Source organism: Streptomyces sp. NPDC090021, from assembly GCF_044748225.1.
In the GTDB taxonomy this organism is placed as follows: Bacteria; Actinomycetota; Actinomycetes; order Streptomycetales; family Streptomycetaceae; genus Streptomyces.
In genome coordinates this window covers 248,754-264,881 of the sequence record NZ_JBIVFO010000002.1, presented here as the reverse complement: position 1 = coordinate 264,881, position 16,128 = coordinate 248,754, and the positions used below count along the sequence as shown (strand labels likewise).

General features: G+C 72.8%; 15 protein-coding genes and 1 pseudogene. 12 read left to right on the top strand and 4 right to left on the bottom strand.

The features are described from left to right. Positions 1 to 881: 881 nt before the first annotated feature. The 11 genes from ACIPXC_RS02355 (at position 882) to ACIPXC_RS02305 (ending at position 10,438) form a co-directional block, all read left to right on the top strand. Positions 882 to 965: a putative leader peptide gene (locus tag ACIPXC_RS02355; protein WP_310942095.1), complete on the top strand. Its 84-nt coding sequence runs from the start codon at positions 882 to 884 to the stop codon at positions 963 to 965. A gap of 216 nt (positions 966 to 1,181) precedes the next feature. Next, positions 1,182 to 2,882 carry a nitrite/sulfite reductase gene (locus ACIPXC_RS02350; RefSeq protein WP_401612569.1) on the top strand — a complete coding sequence of 567 codons (1,701 nt, stop codon included), beginning with the start codon at positions 1,182 to 1,184 and terminating at the stop codon, positions 2,880 to 2,882. Next, positions 2,879 to 3,058 carry a hypothetical protein gene (locus ACIPXC_RS02345; protein WP_401612566.1) on the top strand — a complete coding sequence of 60 codons (180 nt, stop codon included), beginning with the start codon at positions 2,879 to 2,881 and terminating at the stop codon, positions 3,056 to 3,058. Before ACIPXC_RS02350 ends, ACIPXC_RS02345 begins: the two co-directional genes overlap by 4 nt. Next, positions 3,055 to 3,783 carry a phosphoadenylyl-sulfate reductase gene (locus ACIPXC_RS02340; RefSeq protein ID WP_401612563.1) on the top strand — a complete coding sequence of 243 codons (729 nt, stop codon included), beginning with the start codon at positions 3,055 to 3,057 and terminating at the stop codon, positions 3,781 to 3,783. The genes ACIPXC_RS02345 and ACIPXC_RS02340 overlap by 4 nt, the downstream gene beginning before the upstream one ends. Positions 3,784 to 3,818: 35 nt before the next feature. Continuing rightward, positions 3,819 to 4,364 (top strand): adenylyl-sulfate kinase, encoded by a 546-nt coding sequence (cysC, locus tag ACIPXC_RS02335; protein ID WP_401612560.1) that lies wholly within the window; start codon positions 3,819 to 3,821, stop codon positions 4,362 to 4,364. Continuing rightward, positions 4,361 to 5,299, top strand: coding sequence for a sulfate adenylyltransferase subunit CysD (cysD, locus tag ACIPXC_RS02330; RefSeq protein ID WP_401612557.1), 939 nt, complete (start codon positions 4,361 to 4,363; stop codon positions 5,297 to 5,299). Before cysC ends, cysD begins: the two co-directional genes overlap by 4 nt. A gap of 2 nt (positions 5,300 to 5,301) precedes the next feature. Next, entirely contained in the window at positions 5,302 to 6,660 is a 1,359-nt protein-coding gene (locus ACIPXC_RS02325) for a sulfate adenylyltransferase subunit 1 (RefSeq protein WP_401612554.1), read from the top strand. Positions 6,661 to 6,851: 191 nt separating this feature from the next. Then, the gene (locus ACIPXC_RS02320) at positions 6,852 to 7,979 is read left to right on the top strand and encodes an ABC transporter substrate-binding protein (protein ID WP_401612551.1); all 1,128 of its coding nucleotides are present in this window, start codon (positions 6,852 to 6,854) and stop codon (positions 7,977 to 7,979) included. 32 nt (positions 7,980 to 8,011) lie between these two features. After that, positions 8,012 to 8,806, top strand: coding sequence for an ABC transporter ATP-binding protein (locus ACIPXC_RS02315; RefSeq protein WP_401612548.1), 795 nt, complete (start codon positions 8,012 to 8,014; stop codon positions 8,804 to 8,806). Beyond that, positions 8,793 to 9,677 carry an ABC transporter permease gene (locus ACIPXC_RS02310; RefSeq protein ID WP_401612545.1) on the top strand — a complete coding sequence of 295 codons (885 nt, stop codon included), beginning with the start codon at positions 8,793 to 8,795 and terminating at the stop codon, positions 9,675 to 9,677. Before ACIPXC_RS02315 ends, ACIPXC_RS02310 begins: the two co-directional genes overlap by 14 nt. A 5-nt stretch (positions 9,678 to 9,682) precedes the next feature. Next, the gene (locus ACIPXC_RS02305; protein ID WP_401612542.1) at positions 9,683 to 10,438 is read left to right on the top strand and encodes a sirohydrochlorin chelatase; all 756 of its coding nucleotides are present in this window, start codon (positions 9,683 to 9,685) and stop codon (positions 10,436 to 10,438) included. Positions 10,439 to 10,558: 120 nt separating this feature from the next. Here the strand turns inward: ACIPXC_RS02305 and ACIPXC_RS02300 are convergent, their stop codons facing one another. Then, complete coding sequence (locus ACIPXC_RS02300) at positions 10,559 to 11,560, bottom strand: ketopantoate reductase family protein (protein ID WP_401612539.1); 1,002 nt, start codon at positions 11,558 to 11,560, stop codon at positions 10,559 to 10,561. Between the two features lie 85 nt (positions 11,561 to 11,645). On the opposite strand from ACIPXC_RS02300, the gene ACIPXC_RS02295 reads away from it, so the two are divergent. After that, positions 11,646 to 12,026, top strand: a complete 381-nt coding sequence (locus tag ACIPXC_RS02295) for a DUF4440 domain-containing protein (protein ID WP_401612536.1) — start codon at positions 11,646 to 11,648, stop codon at positions 12,024 to 12,026. A gap of 8 nt (positions 12,027 to 12,034) precedes the next feature. On the opposite strand, the gene ACIPXC_RS02290 is transcribed toward ACIPXC_RS02295, so the two are convergent. From ACIPXC_RS02290 to ACIPXC_RS02280, 3 genes and pseudogenes are all read right to left on the bottom strand, one after another. Beyond that, positions 12,035 to 12,601 (bottom strand): DUF1697 domain-containing protein, encoded by a 567-nt coding sequence (locus ACIPXC_RS02290; RefSeq protein ID WP_401612534.1) that lies wholly within the window; start codon positions 12,599 to 12,601, stop codon positions 12,035 to 12,037. Positions 12,602 to 12,621: 20 nt separating this feature from the next. Next, positions 12,622 to 13,858: pseudogene (gene mgt, locus ACIPXC_RS02285) on the bottom strand (macrolide-inactivating glycosyltransferase). Continuing rightward, positions 13,859 to 16,108 (bottom strand): FUSC family protein, encoded by a 2,250-nt coding sequence (locus ACIPXC_RS02280; protein ID WP_401612531.1) that lies wholly within the window; start codon positions 16,106 to 16,108, stop codon positions 13,859 to 13,861. Positions 16,109 to 16,128 lie beyond the last annotated feature (20 nt).

Sequence of the window (16,128 nt, the reverse complement as noted above, 5' to 3'; positions counted from 1 at the left end):
TTCCGATCTCTCCTCGGCTCGGCGAGCGCGGCCTCGTCCCGGCCGCCGGTCGGCGGTCCCGCCTCGTCCTGCGGGGACACCCCCCACCGTCCCCACACCCCCACCCCGGCAGCGTCCCCCCGTCCCGTACCCAGCGGAACCCGGGGCGGGAACACCCCCCACCGCCCCCGCACCCCACCCCGGCGGCGTCACCCCTTCCCGTAGGCGCCGGGCCCTGGGGCGGGGACACCCCACCGTCCCCGCACCCCCCGGCGGCGTCACCCCGTCCCGTACCCAGCGGAACCCGGTGTAGGGACACCCCCACCGTCCCGGCACTCCCAACCCCGGCGGTGTCGCCCCGTCTGGTACGGGCCGGGGCCGTGGGGCGGGGACACTGCGGGGGCTCCCCGCAGGACGAGGCGCCACCGCCGGGCACAGCCGGGACAAGGCCGCGCGCGCCGAGCCGAGGAGAGCCCCCGGAGGGGCCCCGCCACACCCGAAGCCAAACCCAGCCCCGCCGGACCACACCCCCGCCAGGCCACTCCCGACCGGGGACACCAAACCCAGCCCCGCCAGGGGGCACCTCCCAGCGGTAGCTGGGGGAGATTGAGGCGCGGCCACCGGCCCGCACCCAGGAAACCTCGGCAACGGCCCGGCCAGGGCAAAGGCGGCCACCGGCCCGCAGACGGAAAACCTCGGCACCGCCCGGCCAGGGCAGAGGCGGCCATCGGCCCGCAGCCGGGAAGACAACCGCAACGGCCCGGCCAGGGCAACCGCACACGCCCGGCCAGGGCAACCGCAGAGGGGTGACCCCCGTCACGCCATCCCACCATGCGGGACCACTCCGTCCGTATCGTGGACAGTAGTGGACTCCTCCAAGAGGCACATGACACGCTTCCGCCATGAATGGAGCTGGAATTGCCTTGGTGAGTCGGCGGCACGTCGACCTCGGCCGCATGTCCAGCGCCATCTGTCCGGCGTGCTGACGGAACCAGCAACCGCCGCACATCGCCGCAATCCCGGCATCGTCGCCGTGGAAGCGTCGATCATCGCAGTCCCCTGAAGGCCGAATTCCGCCCTGTCCGCCGGTCACCCCGGCTCGGCGCGGACGATCAGCCGCACCCGCTCAGCGTCCAGGGGTCACGCCACCCCGCCCGCTTCACCCGCCCCTGCCCTGAGCCGCCCAAGAAGGACGTACCGCCATGGCCGCCACCCCCGAAACGCCCGCGCCCGCAGCCGCCGCGCGCCGCAAGACCGGACGTCACCGCGGCGAGGGACAGTGGGCCGTCGGACACCACACGCCCCTCAACGGCAACGAGCAGTTCAAGAAGGACGACGACGGTCTCAATGTGCGGACACGCATTGAGACGATCTACGCCCACCGCGGCTTCGACTCCATCGACCCCAACGACCTGCGCGGCCGTATGCGCTGGTGGGGCCTCTACACCCAGCGCAAGCCCGGGATCGACGGCGGCAAGACCGCGATCCTGGAGCCGGAGGAGCTGGACGACAAGTACTTCATGCTGCGCGTGCGCATCGACGGCGGCCGGCTGACCACCGAGCAGCTGCGCGTCATCGGCGAGATCTCCGAGGAGTTCGCGCGCGGCACCGCCGACCTCACCGACCGCCAGAACGTGCAGTACCACTGGATCCGGATCGAGGACGTCCCGGAGATCTGGCGCCGGCTGGAGGCCGTCGGCCTGTCCACCACCGAGGCCTGCGGTGACACGCCCCGCGTCATCCTCGGCTCGCCCGTCGCCGGCATCGCCCGGGACGAGATCATCGACGGCACGCCCGCCATCGACGAGATCTACCGCCGCATCGTGGGCAACAAGGACTTCTCCAATCTGCCCCGCAAGTTCAAGTCCGCGATCTCCGGCTCGCCGCTCCTCGACGTGGCGCACGAGATCAACGACATCGCGTTCGTGGGCGTGAACCACCCCGAACACGGTCCCGGCTTCGACGTCTGGGTCGGCGGCGGCCTGTCCACCAACCCCAAGCTCGGTGTGCGCCTGGGCACCTGGGTCTCGCTGGACGAGGTCCCGGACGTGTACGAGGGCGTCATCTCGATCTTCCGCGACTACGGCTACCGCCGGCTGCGCACCCGCGCCCGCCTGAAGTTCCTCGTCGCCGACTGGGGCGCGGCCAAGTTCCGCCAGGTCCTGGAGGACGAGTACCTGAAGCGCAAGCTGACCGACGGCCCCGCCCCCGAGCAGCCCTCCGGCCAGTGGCGCGACCACGTCGGCGTCCACGAGCAGCAGGACGGCAAGTTCTACGTCGGCTTCGCGCCCCGCGTGGGCCGTGTGGACGGCGCCACCCTGACCAAGATCGCGGACATCGCCGAGCAGCACGGCTCCGGCCGGCTGCGCACCACCGCCGAGCAGAAGATGATCGTGCTCGACATCGAGGCCGACAGGGTCGATTCGGTGGTCGAGGCGCTGGAGGCGCTGGACCTGCGGGTCAAGCCGTCCCCGTTCCGCCGCGGCACGATGGCCTGCACCGGCATCGAGTTCTGCAAGCTGGCCATCGTCGAGACCAAGGCGCGCGGCGCCTCGCTCATCGACGAGCTGGAGCGCCGCCTGCCGGACTTCGCCGAGCCGATCACCATCAACATCAACGGCTGCCCGAACGCCTGCGCCCGTATCCAGGTGGCGGACATCGGTCTCAAGGGGCAGCTCGTCCTGGACGACGACGGCAACCAGGTGGAGGGCTACCAGGTCCACCTGGGCGGCGCCCTCGGCCTGGAGGCCGGCTTCGGCCGCAAGGTCCGCGGCCTGAAGGTCACCTCGGCCGGTCTGCCCGACTACGTCGAGCGGGTCGTCAAGAGCTACGAGGAGCAGCGCGAGGACGGCGAGCGCTTCGCGGCCTGGGTCGCCCGCGCCGACGAGAAGAGCCTCTCGTGAGCGAGCGAGCCGCCCCGTTCTACTGCCCCTACTGCGGCGACGAGGACCTGTTCCCCCACGAGAGCGGCCACGGCGCGTGGGAGTGCCGGGCCTGCAACCGGGCCTTCCAGCTGAAGTACCTCGGGCTGCTGGCCCGGGGCGTGCAGTCGGGTCCAGCGGGAGGGGACGAGATATGACCACCACTCAAGACGCGAGTCTCAAGAACGCCGCTCTGAAGGCCGCGACGCTCAAGGAGCTGGCCGAGCAGGCCGGCCGCGACCTGGAGGACGCCTCCGCGCCGGACATCCTGCGCTGGGCGGCCGACACCTTCGGCGCGAAGTTCGCCGTGACCTCCTCCATGGAGGACGCGGTCGTCGCCCACCTGGCCTCGACGGTCTTTCCCGGCGTGGACGTGGTCTTCCTCGACACGGGCTACCACTTCGAGGAGACCATCGGCACCCGGGACGCGGTCGACGCGGTCATGGACGTCCACGTCATCACGCTGACCCCGCGTCAGACCGTGGCCGAGCAGGACGCCGAGTACGGCCCGAAGCTGCACGACCGGGACCCCGACCTGTGCTGCGCGCTGCGCAAGGTCAAGCCGCTCGAAGAGGGCCTGACGGCGTACGACGCGTGGGCGACGGGCCTGCGCCGCGACGAGTCCCCGACCCGGGCGAACACCCCCGTGGTCGGCTGGGACGAGAAGCGGCAGAAGGTCAAGATCTCGCCGATCGCCCGGTGGACCCAGGACGACGTGGACGCGTACATCGCCGAGCACGGCGTACTCACCAACCCGCTGCTGACGGACGGCTACGCCTCCGTCGGCTGCGCCCCCTGCACCCGCCGCGTGGCGGAGGGCGAGGACGCGCGGTCCGGCCGCTGGGCCGGGCGGGGCAAGACCGAGTGCGGACTGCACGGCTGATGACGACCAGCGAAGAACTTACGGAGACAGAGCAGATGAGCGTGAGCGACCAGGGCGCCACCGTGTGGCTGACCGGGCTGCCGAGCGCGGGCAAGACCACCATCGCCTACGCGCTGGCCGAGCGGCTGCGCACCGAGGGCCACCGGGTGGAGGTGCTCGACGGGGACGAGATCCGCGAGTTCCTCTCCGCCGGCCTGGGCTTCAGCCGCGAGGACCGGCACACCAACGTGCAGCGGATCGGCTTCGTCGCCGAACTCCTCGCGAGCAATGGCGTCAAGGCGCTGGTGCCGGTGATCGCGCCCTTCGCCGACAGCCGCGAGGCCGTCCGGAAGCGGCACGCCGCCGCGTCGACCGACTACCTCGAAGTGCACGTGGCCACCCCGGTGGAGGTGTGCTCCGAGCGTGACGTGAAGGGTCTGTACGCCAAGCAGGCGGCGGGCGAGATCTCCGGTCTGACCGGGGTCGACGACCCGTACGAGGCGCCGGAGTCCCCGGACCTCCGTATCGAGTCGCACACGCAGACCGTGCAGGAGTCGGCCTCGGCCCTGCACGCGCTGCTCACCGAGAGGGGTCTGGCATGACGACGACCGTCGCACACGTCCACGAGGAGACCGACGCGCCCTACGCGCTGTCGCACCTCGACGCCCTGGAGTCCGAGGCCGTGCACATCTTCCGTGAGGTGGCGGGCGAGTTCGAGAAGCCGGTGATCCTGTTCTCCGGCGGCAAGGACTCCATCGTCATGCTGCACCTGGCGCTCAAGGCGTTCGCGCCGGCGCCGGTGCCCTTCGCGCTGCTGCACGTCGACACGGGCCACAACTTCCCCGAGGTGCTGGAGTACCGCGACCGCACCGTCGCCCGGCACGGGCTGCGCCTGCACGTGGCGTCCGTCCAGGACTACATCGACGCGGGCACGCTGCGCGAGCGCCCGGACGGGACCCGCAACCCGCTGCAGACCGTCCCGCTGACGGAGGCGATCCAGAGCCTGAAGTTCGACGCCGTCTTCGGCGGCGGCCGCCGCGACGAGGAGAAGGCCCGCGCCAAGGAGCGGGTGTTCTCCCTGCGCGACGAGTTCTCCCAGTGGGACCCCCGCCGCCAGCGCCCCGAGCTGTGGCAGCTCTACAACGGCCGGCACGCCCCCGGCGAGCACGTGCGCGTCTTCCCGCTGTCCAACTGGACCGAGCTGGACGTGTGGCAGTACATCGCCCGCGAGGGCATCGAGCTGCCGGAGATCTACTTCGCCCACGAGCGCGAGGTCTTCAAGCGCAACGGCATGTGGCTGACGGCCGGCGAGTGGGGCGGTCCCAGGGAGGGCGAGACGCCCGAGAAGCGGCTCGTCCGCTACCGCACCGTCGGTGACATGTCCTGCACCGGCGCCGTCGATTCCGAGGCCGTCACGCTCGACGCCGTGATCGCCGAGATCGCCGTCTCCCGCCTCACCGAGCGGGGCGCGACCCGCGCCGACGACAAGATGTCCGAGGCCGCGATGGAAGACCGCAAGCGCGAAGGGTACTTCTAGACATGACCAGCACCACCGATCAGGCCGCCGACCTGGCCGACCTCGCGGCGACCACCCTGCTGCGCTTCGCGACCGCCGGTTCCGTCGACGACGGCAAGTCCACCCTGGTGGGCCGGCTGCTGCACGACTCCAAGTCGGTCCTGACCGACCAGATGGAGGCCGTCGAGGCCGTCTCCGCCCAGCGCGGCCAGGAGGCCCCCGACCTCGCGCTGCTCACCGACGGCCTGCGGGCCGAGCGGGAGCAGGGCATCACCATCGACGTCGCGTACCGCTACTTCGCCACCGCGCGCCGCCGGTTCATCCTCGCGGACACCCCCGGGCACGTGCAGTACACGCGGAACATGGTGACCGGTGCCTCCACCGCCGACCTGGCCGTGGTCCTGGTCGACGCCCGCAACGGCGTGATCGAGCAGACCCGCCGGCACGCGGCCGTCGCGGCCCTGCTGCGCGTCCCGCACGTGGTCCTCGCCGTGAACAAGATGGACCTCGTCGGCTACCAGGAGTCGGTCTTCGCCGCGATCGCGCAGGAGTTCACCGCGTACGCCTCCGATCTGGGCGTCCCGGAGATCACCGCGATCCCGATCTCCGCCCTGGCCGGCGACAACGTCGTGGAGCCGTCGGCGAACATGAACTGGTACGGCGGCCCGACGGTGCTGGAGCACCTGGAGACGGTCCCGGTCAGCCACGACCTCACGGCCTGCCCGGCACGGTTCCCGGTGCAGTACGTGATCCGCCCGCAGTCGGCGGAGCACCCCGACTACCGCGGCTACGCGGGCCAGATCGCCTCCGGTGTGCTGCGCGTCGGCGAGGCCGTCACGGTCCTGCCGTCGGGCCGCACCTCGGTCGTCGAGGGCATCGACGCGCTGGGCGAGTCGGTGGACATCGCCTGGGCGCCGCAGTCGGTGACGGTACGTCTGAAGGACGACATCGACATCTCGCGCGGCGACCTGATCGCGCCGTCCGCGACCGCCCCGGCCACCACGCAGGACGTCGTGGCGACGGTCTGCCACGTGGCGGACCAGCCCCTGTCCGTGGGCGCCCGGGTGCTGATCAAGCACACGACCCGCACGGTCAAGGCGATCGTCAAGGAGATCCCCTCCCGGCTGACCCTGGACGACCTGTCCCAGCACCCGGAGCCCGGGCAGCTGGTCGCCAACGACATCGGCCTCGTGGTCGTCCGTACCGCCGAGCCGCTCGCGCTCGACGCGTACGCCGACTCCCGCCGCACCGGGTCCTTCCTACTGATCGACCCCGCCGACGGGACCACCCTGGCGGCGGGCATGGCGGGCGAGTCCTTCGCCTCCAAGGCCGAGCCCGCCGGCACCGCGGTCCAGCCGGACGACGACGGGTGGGACTTCTAGATCATGTTCGCCGATCCGTACTCGACCTTCGCGAAGGAGGGCGGCCGTGTGGGCAGCGGCGCCCTCGGCAGCGGTCAGGGAGGGGTATCGCGATGTGCGCGATGACCACCCTCCACGAGCCGCTCCCGCCCCCGATCCACAGAAGAAGACCCGCGCCGTAGAACGACGGCGCGGTGAGAGGAAGTCCTCCCGTGCCTGACACCCGTACCCTCCGTACGTCCCTGCGCCGCGGCCTCGCCGCCGCCGCGGCCCTGCCGCTGCTGATCGGCGCGCTCGCTTCCTGCGGCTACGGCTCCCAGGCGCAGGAGGGAACGGGCGGGAGGGCGAACGTGACGGCCGCGGGCGGCAAGAGGCTGTCCGCTTCGGAGGTCCGGATCGGCTACTTCCCGAACCTGACGCACGCCACCGCGCTGGTCGGCCTGCAGGAGGGCCTGATCCAGCGGGAACTCGGCGGCACGAAGATCAGGCCGCAGTCCTTCAACGCCGGTCCGTCCGCGATCGAGGCCCTCAACGGCGGTTCTCTCGACATCGGTTTCATCGGCGCCTCGCCGACGGTCAACGGCTATGTGAAGTCCAAGGGCTCCAACCTGCGGATCATCTCCGGCTCCGCCTCGGGCGGCGTGAAGCTCGTGGTGAACCCGGACCGGATCAAGACCCTGGACGACCTCAGGGGCAAGAAGATCGCCACCCCGCAGAAGGGGAACACCCAGGACGTCGCGTTCCTGAACTGGATCTCGGAGAAGGGCTGGAGGGTCGACCCCGAATCCGGCAAGGGCGACGTCCTCGTGGTCCGCACCGACAACAAGGTCATCCCCGACGCCTTCCGGCAGGGCTCCGTCGACGGCGCCTGGGTGCCGGAACCCACGGCCTCCAAACTCGTCACCGACGGAGGCTCGGTCCTCCTCGACGAGACCACGCTGTGGCCCGGGAAGAAGTTCGTGATCACGAACGTCATCGTGTCGCAGAAGTTCCTCAAGGCGCACCCGGACGTCGTCGAGGCCGTACTGCGCGGCACCGTGAAGACCAACGAGTGGATCCACGCCAACCCGGACGAGGCCAAGGCCTCCGCCAACGCCAGGCTCGCCGCCGAGGGCGGCAAGCCCCTGGACGCGAAGGTCATCGACCCCGCCTGGCAGAGCATCCTCGTCACCGACGACCCGCTGGCCCCCACCCTCGAAGCCCAGGCCGGCCACGCCGTGAAGGCCGGGCTCATCGAGCAGCCCGACCTGGCCGGCATCTACGACCTGACGCTCCTGAACAAGGTCCTCAAGGCCGCGGGCAAGCCCGAGGTCTCCGACGCCGGCCTCGGCGCCAAGTAACCCGTATCCAGCAATCCCAGGAGGTGACGACCATGGCCACGACGCTCGCCAAGGCTGCCGAGGGCGCCGTCGACACGGCGGCTCATGCCGCGCGCATCGAGCACGTCTCGAAGTCCTTCTCCGGCCCGGCCGGAACGCAGCTCGTCCTGGACGACATCAGCCTCGATGTCGCTCCCGGAGAGTTCGTCACCATCCTGGGCGCCTCCGGCTGCGGAAAGTCCACCCTGCTCAACCTCGTCGCCGGACTCGACAGGCCGACCGCCGGAACCATCGACACCCCCGGCGGCCGCCCCGCCCTGATGTTCCAGGAACACGCCCTCTTCCCCTGGCTGACCGCCGGCAAGAACATCGAACTCGCCCTGCGGCTGCGCGGCGTCGCCAAAGCCGACCGCAAGCCCGAAGCCGAACGCCTGCTGGAACTCGTCCGCCTCGCGGGCTCCCACAACAAGCGCGTCCACGAACTCTCCGGCGGCATGCGCCAGCGCGTCGCCCTCGCCCGGGCCCTCGCCCAGGACAGCCGCCTGCTGCTGATGGACGAGCCCTTCGCCGCACTCGACGCCATCACCCGCGACGTCCTGCACGGCGAACTCACCCGCATCTGGGCCGAGACCGGCCTGTCCGTCCTCTTCGTCACCCACAACGTCCGCGAGGCCGTCCGCCTCGCCCAGCGCGTGGTCCTGCTCTCCTCCCGCCCCGGCCGGGTCGCCAGGCAATGGACCGTGGACATCGACCAGCCGCGTCGCATCGAGGACCCGGACGTCGCGGAACTGTCCCTTGAGATCACCGAACACCTGCGTGGGGAGATCCGCCGCCATGGCCAGCACTGAAACGAAGGCGACAACGGACGACCTCGCACACCTCGAGGCCGGCCTCGACGCCCTCGACGCCGTCGAGACCCACCGCACCCCCGTGCGCGAGGTCCTCGTCAAGAAGGTCCTCCCCCCGTTCCTGGCCGTCGCGCTGGTCCTCGCCCTCTGGCAGGTCCTGGTCTCCCTGAAGATCGCCGACGAGACGAAACTGCCCCCGCTCTCCGCCGTGGGGGACAGCCTGTCCGACATGTGGCTCAAGGGAACCCTGCTGGAGGTCATCTGGACCTCCGTCTCCCGCGGCCTGCTCGGCTTCCTCCTCGCCCTGGCCATCGGCACCCCCCTCGGCCTCCTCGTGGCCCGCGTGAAGTTCGTCCGCGCCGCCATCGGCCCCATCCTCCAGGGCCTGCAGTCCCTGCCCTCGGTCGCCTGGGTGCCGCCCGCCGTGCTCTGGTTCGGTCTCAACGACGCCATGATGTTCACCGTCATCCTGCTCGGCGCCGTCCCCTCCATCGCCAACGGCCTCGTCTCCGGCATCGACCAGGTCCCACCCCTGTTCCTGCGCGCCGGCCGCACCCTCGGCGCCACCGGCCTGCGCGGCGCCCGCCACATCGTCATGCCCGCCGCACTCCCCGGCTACATCGCCGGCCTCAAACAGGGCTGGGCCTTCTCCTGGCGCTCCCTCATGGCCGCCGAGATCATCGCCTCCTCCCCCGACCTCGGCCTCGGCCTCGGCCAGCTCCTGGAGAACGGCCGTAACAACATCGACCTCCCCGGCGTCTTCCTCGCCATCATCCTCATCCTCGTCGTCGGCATCGCCATCGACCTCCTCATCTTCAGCCCCCTCGAACGCCACGTCCTGCGCAGCCGCGGCCTCCTGGCGAGGAGCTGATCGGCATGGCGCCCGTACTGCTGGTCATCGCCCACGGCAGCCGTGATCCGCGGCACGCCGCGACCGTGCACGCCCTCACCCGGCGCGTGCGGACGCTGCGGCCCGGACTGCGGGTGGAGACGGCCTTCCTGGACTTCAACGCCCCGCGGGTCGAGCAGGTGCTGGCGGCGCTGCACGCCGACGGTGTCCGCGAGGTGGTGGCCCTGCCGCTGCTGCTGACCCGCGCCTTCCACGCGAAGGCCGACGTCCCGGCGGCGCTGTCGGAGGCGCTGACCCGTCTGCCGGGCCTGGCGGTCTCGGTGGCGGACGTCCTCGGCCCGTCCCCGCTGCTCGTCGAGGCACTCGAACGCCGGCTGTGCGAAGCCGGCATCACGCCGGCGGACCGCGCCACCACCGCGGTGGTGCTCGCGTCCGCCGGCTCCACGGACCCGGAGGCGATCGCAGTGATCGCTGAAATCGCGCGGGAGTGGCGGCACACCGGTTGGTGCGCCGTGCGGCCTGCGTTCGCCTCCGCCACTCTGCCCCGTACGGAGGACGCCGTACGGGCCCTGCGCGCCGAGGGCTTCGCCCGGGTCGCGGTGGCCCCGTACGTCATCGCCCCCGGCCGGCTCCCGGACCGCATCGCGGCCGGCGCCGGGGCGGCGGGGGCCGATGTGGTGGCCGACGTCCTGGGCGCCGCACCGGAACTGGCCCTCCTGCTGTTGCGCCGCTACGACGCGGCCGCGGCGGCACCCGCCCGGCTCCCGGCCCTCACGGCGTGACGGCCTGAGAACCTCCGCCGCCGGTCACGCGCGTGGGGTCATGCACGGGCGGTCACGTGCGGGCGGTCACGCACGGGCGGTCACGTGCGGGCGGTCACGTGCGGGGGCCCACGCGGGCGGTCACGCGCGGGCGGCGGCCTCGTCGGCCAGGGCCGTCAGGTCCGCGACGGACATGGCGCCCGGCGGCAGACCCTCGCGGGCGAAGATGTTCGCCGCGTGCCGCAGGACGTCGTTGACCGGGGTGGGCACCCCGTGCAGCCGGCCCAGCAGGGAGACCTCCCCGTTGAGGTAGTCCGCCTCCACCGAGCCCGTCCCGCGGGCCAGGCTCTGCCAGGAAGAGCCGCCCCGTACGCCCGGCGGCTGCTCGACCTTCCCGTCGCGGGCCTGCGACTGCTCCGCGTCCGAGGCGTACGCGATGCCGGCCGCCCCGAAGGCGGCCTTCGCCTCTCGGACGGCACGCAGCAGCAGTGCCGCCTTCGCGGGGTCGGGTTCCGGTCCGGTGGTCGCCTGGATCGCGTTGCCCAGGTTGCCCAGCAGTTTCGCGTACTTCCACCGCATGACGTCCTCGACCAGCGGGGCCTCGAAGCCCGCCTGCGTCAGGTCCGCGGCAACGGTCCGGGCGAGGGCGTCCGTGCCGCCCGCGGCCCGGCCCAGGTGCAGGATGCCGGTCAGGGGGGTGCACAGCGCCGAGACCACACCGGGCTCCAGGAAGGTGGCGGGCAGCCAGACGCACACCCCGTACACGCGCGCGAAGCGGCGTAGGGCCAGTCGCTCGCTCTCCACGCCGTTCTGCGCGCAGAGCACCGGGAGCCGCTGCGCGGCCGTGCCGCCGCCCGCGACCTCCGCGTCCCCCCAGGTGTCGAGCGCCGCGATGGCGTCCTGGGTCTTCACGGCCAGCAACAGCACGTCGTCCGGGCGCAGTTCGCCCAGCTCGTGCGGTCCGGTGACCACGTCGAGCCGGTGCACCCGGCTGCCGTCGGCCGTCGTGAGCCGCAGTCCCCCGGCCCGCAGGGCCTCCGCGTGCGCGCCGCGCGCGGCGAGGACGACCTCGCCGCCCGCCTCCGCGAGCCGTCCGCCGATGGTGGCGCCCACGGCGCCCGCGCCGATGATGATGTACCGCATGCCGAGGAGCCTGGCACACCCCGTCGCCCGCGTCGCCCGCGGGGGCGGTCAGCGCCGCCGCGTCCGCCCGGGGCATGATGATCGCATGGACGGGGACGGAGGGGCCGTGGCCGAGGCGGTCGCGGGCGAGTTGCGGTTGATGAGTCCGGGTGTGCGGATGTCGAGGGTCCTGACGGACCGGCTCCTCGATCCGGACTTCGTCGAGGTCGGTGCCTCGGGCCGCAGGTGGGACCGGCAGGCGATGCTGGCGGCGCTGCCGGAGATGGAGGGCGGCGCCGAGGACGGGCCGCGGTACGAGCCCGCCGGCATGACGGGCGTCGAGCTGGCCCCGGGCGTGGTGCACCTCACGTACGAGACCGTGATCGGCGGGCGGCGGGCGCGCCGGAGTTCGATCTGGCGGAGTTCGGACGACGGGTCCGGGTGGCGGATGTACTACCACCAGGCGACCCCGGTCCCGGAGGCGTAGACACCGGGTCAGGGGCCGGTCAGCTCCACGAGCTTGGCGACGGTGTTCCAGTTGCGGGTGGTCACGTCGATGCCCTTGACGACGGCGGGCCTGGCGAGCGCTTCGGCCAGCTTGGAGCGGCCGAGCCCGGCGGGGGCGTAGAGGTAGAGGACGCGGTCGCCGAGCCGGTACTCCTCGGGGAGGAACGCGGCGCCGTCGAGCGCGGCGAAGCGCTCCGGGCCGGGCTGTTCGGAGAAGAAGGTGGCGTGGAGCTGCCTGCCCTCCAGCTCCGCGGCCGGGAAGGGGCAGGCCTCCGCGACGGCGCGCAGGTAGGCGCCGTCCCTCACCAGGCACGCGACCCGGAAGCCGAAGTGGGCCTCGATGGCCGCCTCCAGCTCCCGGGCGAGTGCCGCCGGGTCGGTCCGCGCGCTGCTGAACACGGCGTTCCCGCTCTGCAGGTACGTTGCCACGTCCCCGTGCCCGAGTCCTTCCAGGACCGTGCGCAGTTCCGCCATCGGGACCTTCCTGCTGCCGCCGACATTGATGCCGCGCAGCAGCGCCGCGTACATGGTCGTCACCGTGGCCTTCTTCGTCATGGGGGCACCTTAGGGGGTGCCTATGACAGTTCGGCCTCGATGAGGTCGGCCGCCTGGTGCGTGCCGCCCTCGGTGGCCATCGCGGCGCGGATCTCCTCGGCGCGGGCGGCGACGGCGGGGTCGGCGACGAGGGCGAGGACCGCCTCGCGGAGGGTGATCGCGTCCGCGTCGGCCATGGGGACGTGCCGGGCGACGCCCAGGGCGGCCAGCATGTCGGCGTTGCCGAACTGGTCGACGGCCTGGGGGACGGCGACCATCGGGGTGGCGGTGGCGAGGCCCTCCTGACTGCCGCCGGCGCCCGCGTGGGTGATGAAGGCGTCGGCCTGGCGCAGGATGTCCAGCTGGGGGACCCAGCGGTGGACCTCGGCGTTGGCGGGGACCTCGCCGAGGTCGGCCTCGTCGGTGAACCTGCCGATCTGCAGGACGACGTGCCAGTCGGGAAGGTCCGCGAAGGCGTCCATGCAGGCGCGGTAGAAGGCGGGCTGTTTGGTGAAGGCCGAGCCGAGCGAGACGAGGACGACCTTCTTGCCGTGGGCGGTCGCGGGCCGGCTCCAGTGCCCTGGGTGGCGCTGCGGTCGCCCTGGCAGGCTCCGACGAAGGTGTGGACGGCCTGGTCGACGCGGTCGGCGTGGGGCTGCAGGGCCTTGGGGATCAGGACGAGGCTTCGGCGGGGCCGGCTCTGGAAGCGGTCGACCTGGTCGCCGAGGCCGTTCTCGGTGAGCCATGCCGCGAACTTCGCGTAGTACGCCTGCCCGCGCTCGGAGGCCTTCAGCCCGGCGAACATCGGCTCGGCCACCTCCTGTTCGTACCCCTCCCAGGCGACGAGGTTCGGGGAGAGCGAGACGGCGGGGACGCCCCAGCGGTGGGCGAGCACGGGCGCCGGGTAGGAGGTGATGTCGTGGATGACGAGGTCCGGTTCGTCGCCCTCGAAGGCTGCGGCGAGCTGCGGGAGGGCCTGGACGGCGTCGTTCAGGAAGGGCTCCAGGTTGTCGATGAGTTCGGTGCCCCAGGCCTCCGGGTCGTCGTCGGTGGGGAGGACGGAGGTGTAGGTCACGGGCGTGGCACCGGTCTCGGCGACCTTGTCGGCGAAGGCGGCGGGGATGGCGTAGCTGACGCGGTGGCCGCGGGCGACGAGCTCCCGGATCACCTCGATGCTCGGGTTCACGTGCCCGTGGGCGGCGATGGAGAACATGGCGATGTGGGCGGGCTTCGCTGAGGTCATGCACCGACCTTAACGAGACGAGACGTCTCGTGCAACTATGTTCGGGGCTCTTCTCCCTCGCCGGACGGGGCGCGGCACGGCTCCAGGACGCGCTCGACGTCGACGGCGAGTGATTCGAGCCAGGCGAGCGCCCCGAAATACCGCGAGGGCGCCACGCTCTCGGGCGTATCGGCGTACGGCCAGTCACCCCGCGCCCCGGCCGCCGGGGACTGCCCGGCAGCCGGGGGCGGCGGTCCGGCGGGCGGCTGCCCGGGGGGCACCGGGGCCGGGGCGTCGGCGGCGCGCGCGGGGAGCCATCCGGCGGTGGCCTCGGGCGGCTCGGACCGGGCGCGGCGGGCCGCGGCGTACATCGCGGCCACGAGTTCGGAGGTCCGGCCGCCGAGCCGGTCCCTGTGCACCGGGTCGAGGACGGGCCCGGAGCGGGCGAGCAGCCGGCGCGAACCCCACAGCACGTGATGGCCCGTCATCATGGCCGCCTGCCAGTCCGGCGCCCCCTGTGCCGGCGCCCTCGGCTCGCCCTGGCGCTGGGCGTACGCGCTCTCCGCCAGGGACAGCGCGCGCCGGAGCGCACGGTCGTCGGGCGTGGCCCCCGGGACACCCGCCACCACGGCGGCCGTGGTGCGCTCGACCGTCTCGGCCTCCCGCTCCAGCAGCTCCGCGACGGCCCGGTGCAGTTCTGCCTGGGCCCCCCGCGGCCAGGCGAGCAGTCCGAAGACGACGCCGATCAGGCTGCCGATGATCACGTCCATGATCCGCACCTCGGCCAGCCGCCAGGTCACCGGCGCCAGCTGCGCGAAGACGAAGGACACGACGAGGGTGAACATCCCCTGGGCCCAGCCCACGCCCCGCACCGGCCCGACCCGGAACGCGACGACCATGACGACCGGCAGGACGACGGCGTAGACGGTGGTCCGCCCGCCGACCAGGGTCAGTACGCCCGCGGCCAGGAGCGCCCCGAGCAGCGTGCCCGCGAGCGCCAGTCGCACCGTCGCCCGGGTCTGCGCGGCCGTGGTCCTGGTCAGGCTGAGGACGGCCAGCATCGCCCAGAAGCCGTGCGGCAGCGATTCCACGCCCGCGACGGTCCGGGCGGCGCCGAGCGCGAGGGCGATGCGGACGGCGTTCTGGAAGTACACCGACCGCGGCCCGGCATGGGCCCACAGCCGGTGCCACCACAACAGCGGCGCACCCCGGCCGGCGTACCAGAAGCGGACGGAGTCGACCCCGCCGGGGATCCGTGCGCGCCGCCCCCGTACCGCCAGGTCCGATGCCTCGGTGAACGCCACCGCGGCGTCCGCGACCTCCAGCAGCGCCGCCCGGCGTCGGCCGCGGGCGGCCGTCAGGCCCTGCCGCTCGTGTTCGGCGCGGTCCCCGGCCTCCTCGCGCAGCCGCCGCAGCGTGCGGGCCTCGTCGTTCGTGCGTGCCTCGTCGTTCGTGCGGCCGGTGCCCGACAGCAGGGCGGCCGTCTCGGCGGCGGCCCTGCCGACCGCGTCCAGCAGGTCGGCCCCGGGCTTCAACGGGGCCTTGCCCGGGGGCGGTGGCGGCAGGTGCAGCATGCGGCCGAGGAGCGTACGCACGGCCAGACCCGCGTGGGCGAGGGCCCGGTCGCGCAGGCCCGGCCCGGCGGGGCGGTCGGCCTCGTCGATCCGCAGCGGGCGCAGCGACTCGCCGACCGCGCGGACGGCCGCCACGGTGGCGGCGGACAGGGCGTACGGCGCCCGCCCCAGCTCGTCCGCGCAGCGCACGGCGACCCTGCCCGCCTCGGCGACCCGCTGCCGGTAGGTGGGGCCGCGCGGTTCGGGCAGCACGAAGAGCTCGGCGAGGACCAGCAGGACGAGTCCGAGGGTCACGCCCAGCAGCCTCTGCCCGAGGGTGTCCGGCGCGTAGGGCGGGAAGCTGGGCATGATGTAGAGCAGTTGCAGCCCGGGGGTCGCCCCGGCGGCGCGGGGGCCGGCCGCCGCCACGAAGGCCAGCACGAAGCCGATCAGCAGCATGCCGGCCACCGCGGTCCACGTCCGTACCGCGAGAAAGGTGCCGGCCGTCACCAGCAGCCAGACCGCGGGCGCCGTCCGGACCATGACGGCCGCCCGCTGGCGCCCGGTCCCGGGGATATGGGAGAGCGCCGCCATCGACACGACGCCGAAGAGGGCGTACGTGGCCGCCACGGGCTGGTCCAGCCCGTAGAGGAACAGGTAGAAGCTGCCGCATGCGGCGAGGGTGGTGCGGATCGCGCGCCGCGCCACCGTACCGGGGCCGCGGCCTGCGCGTCCGTCGCGTTCGGCGCCCACCACTCCAGCATCGGGCCGTC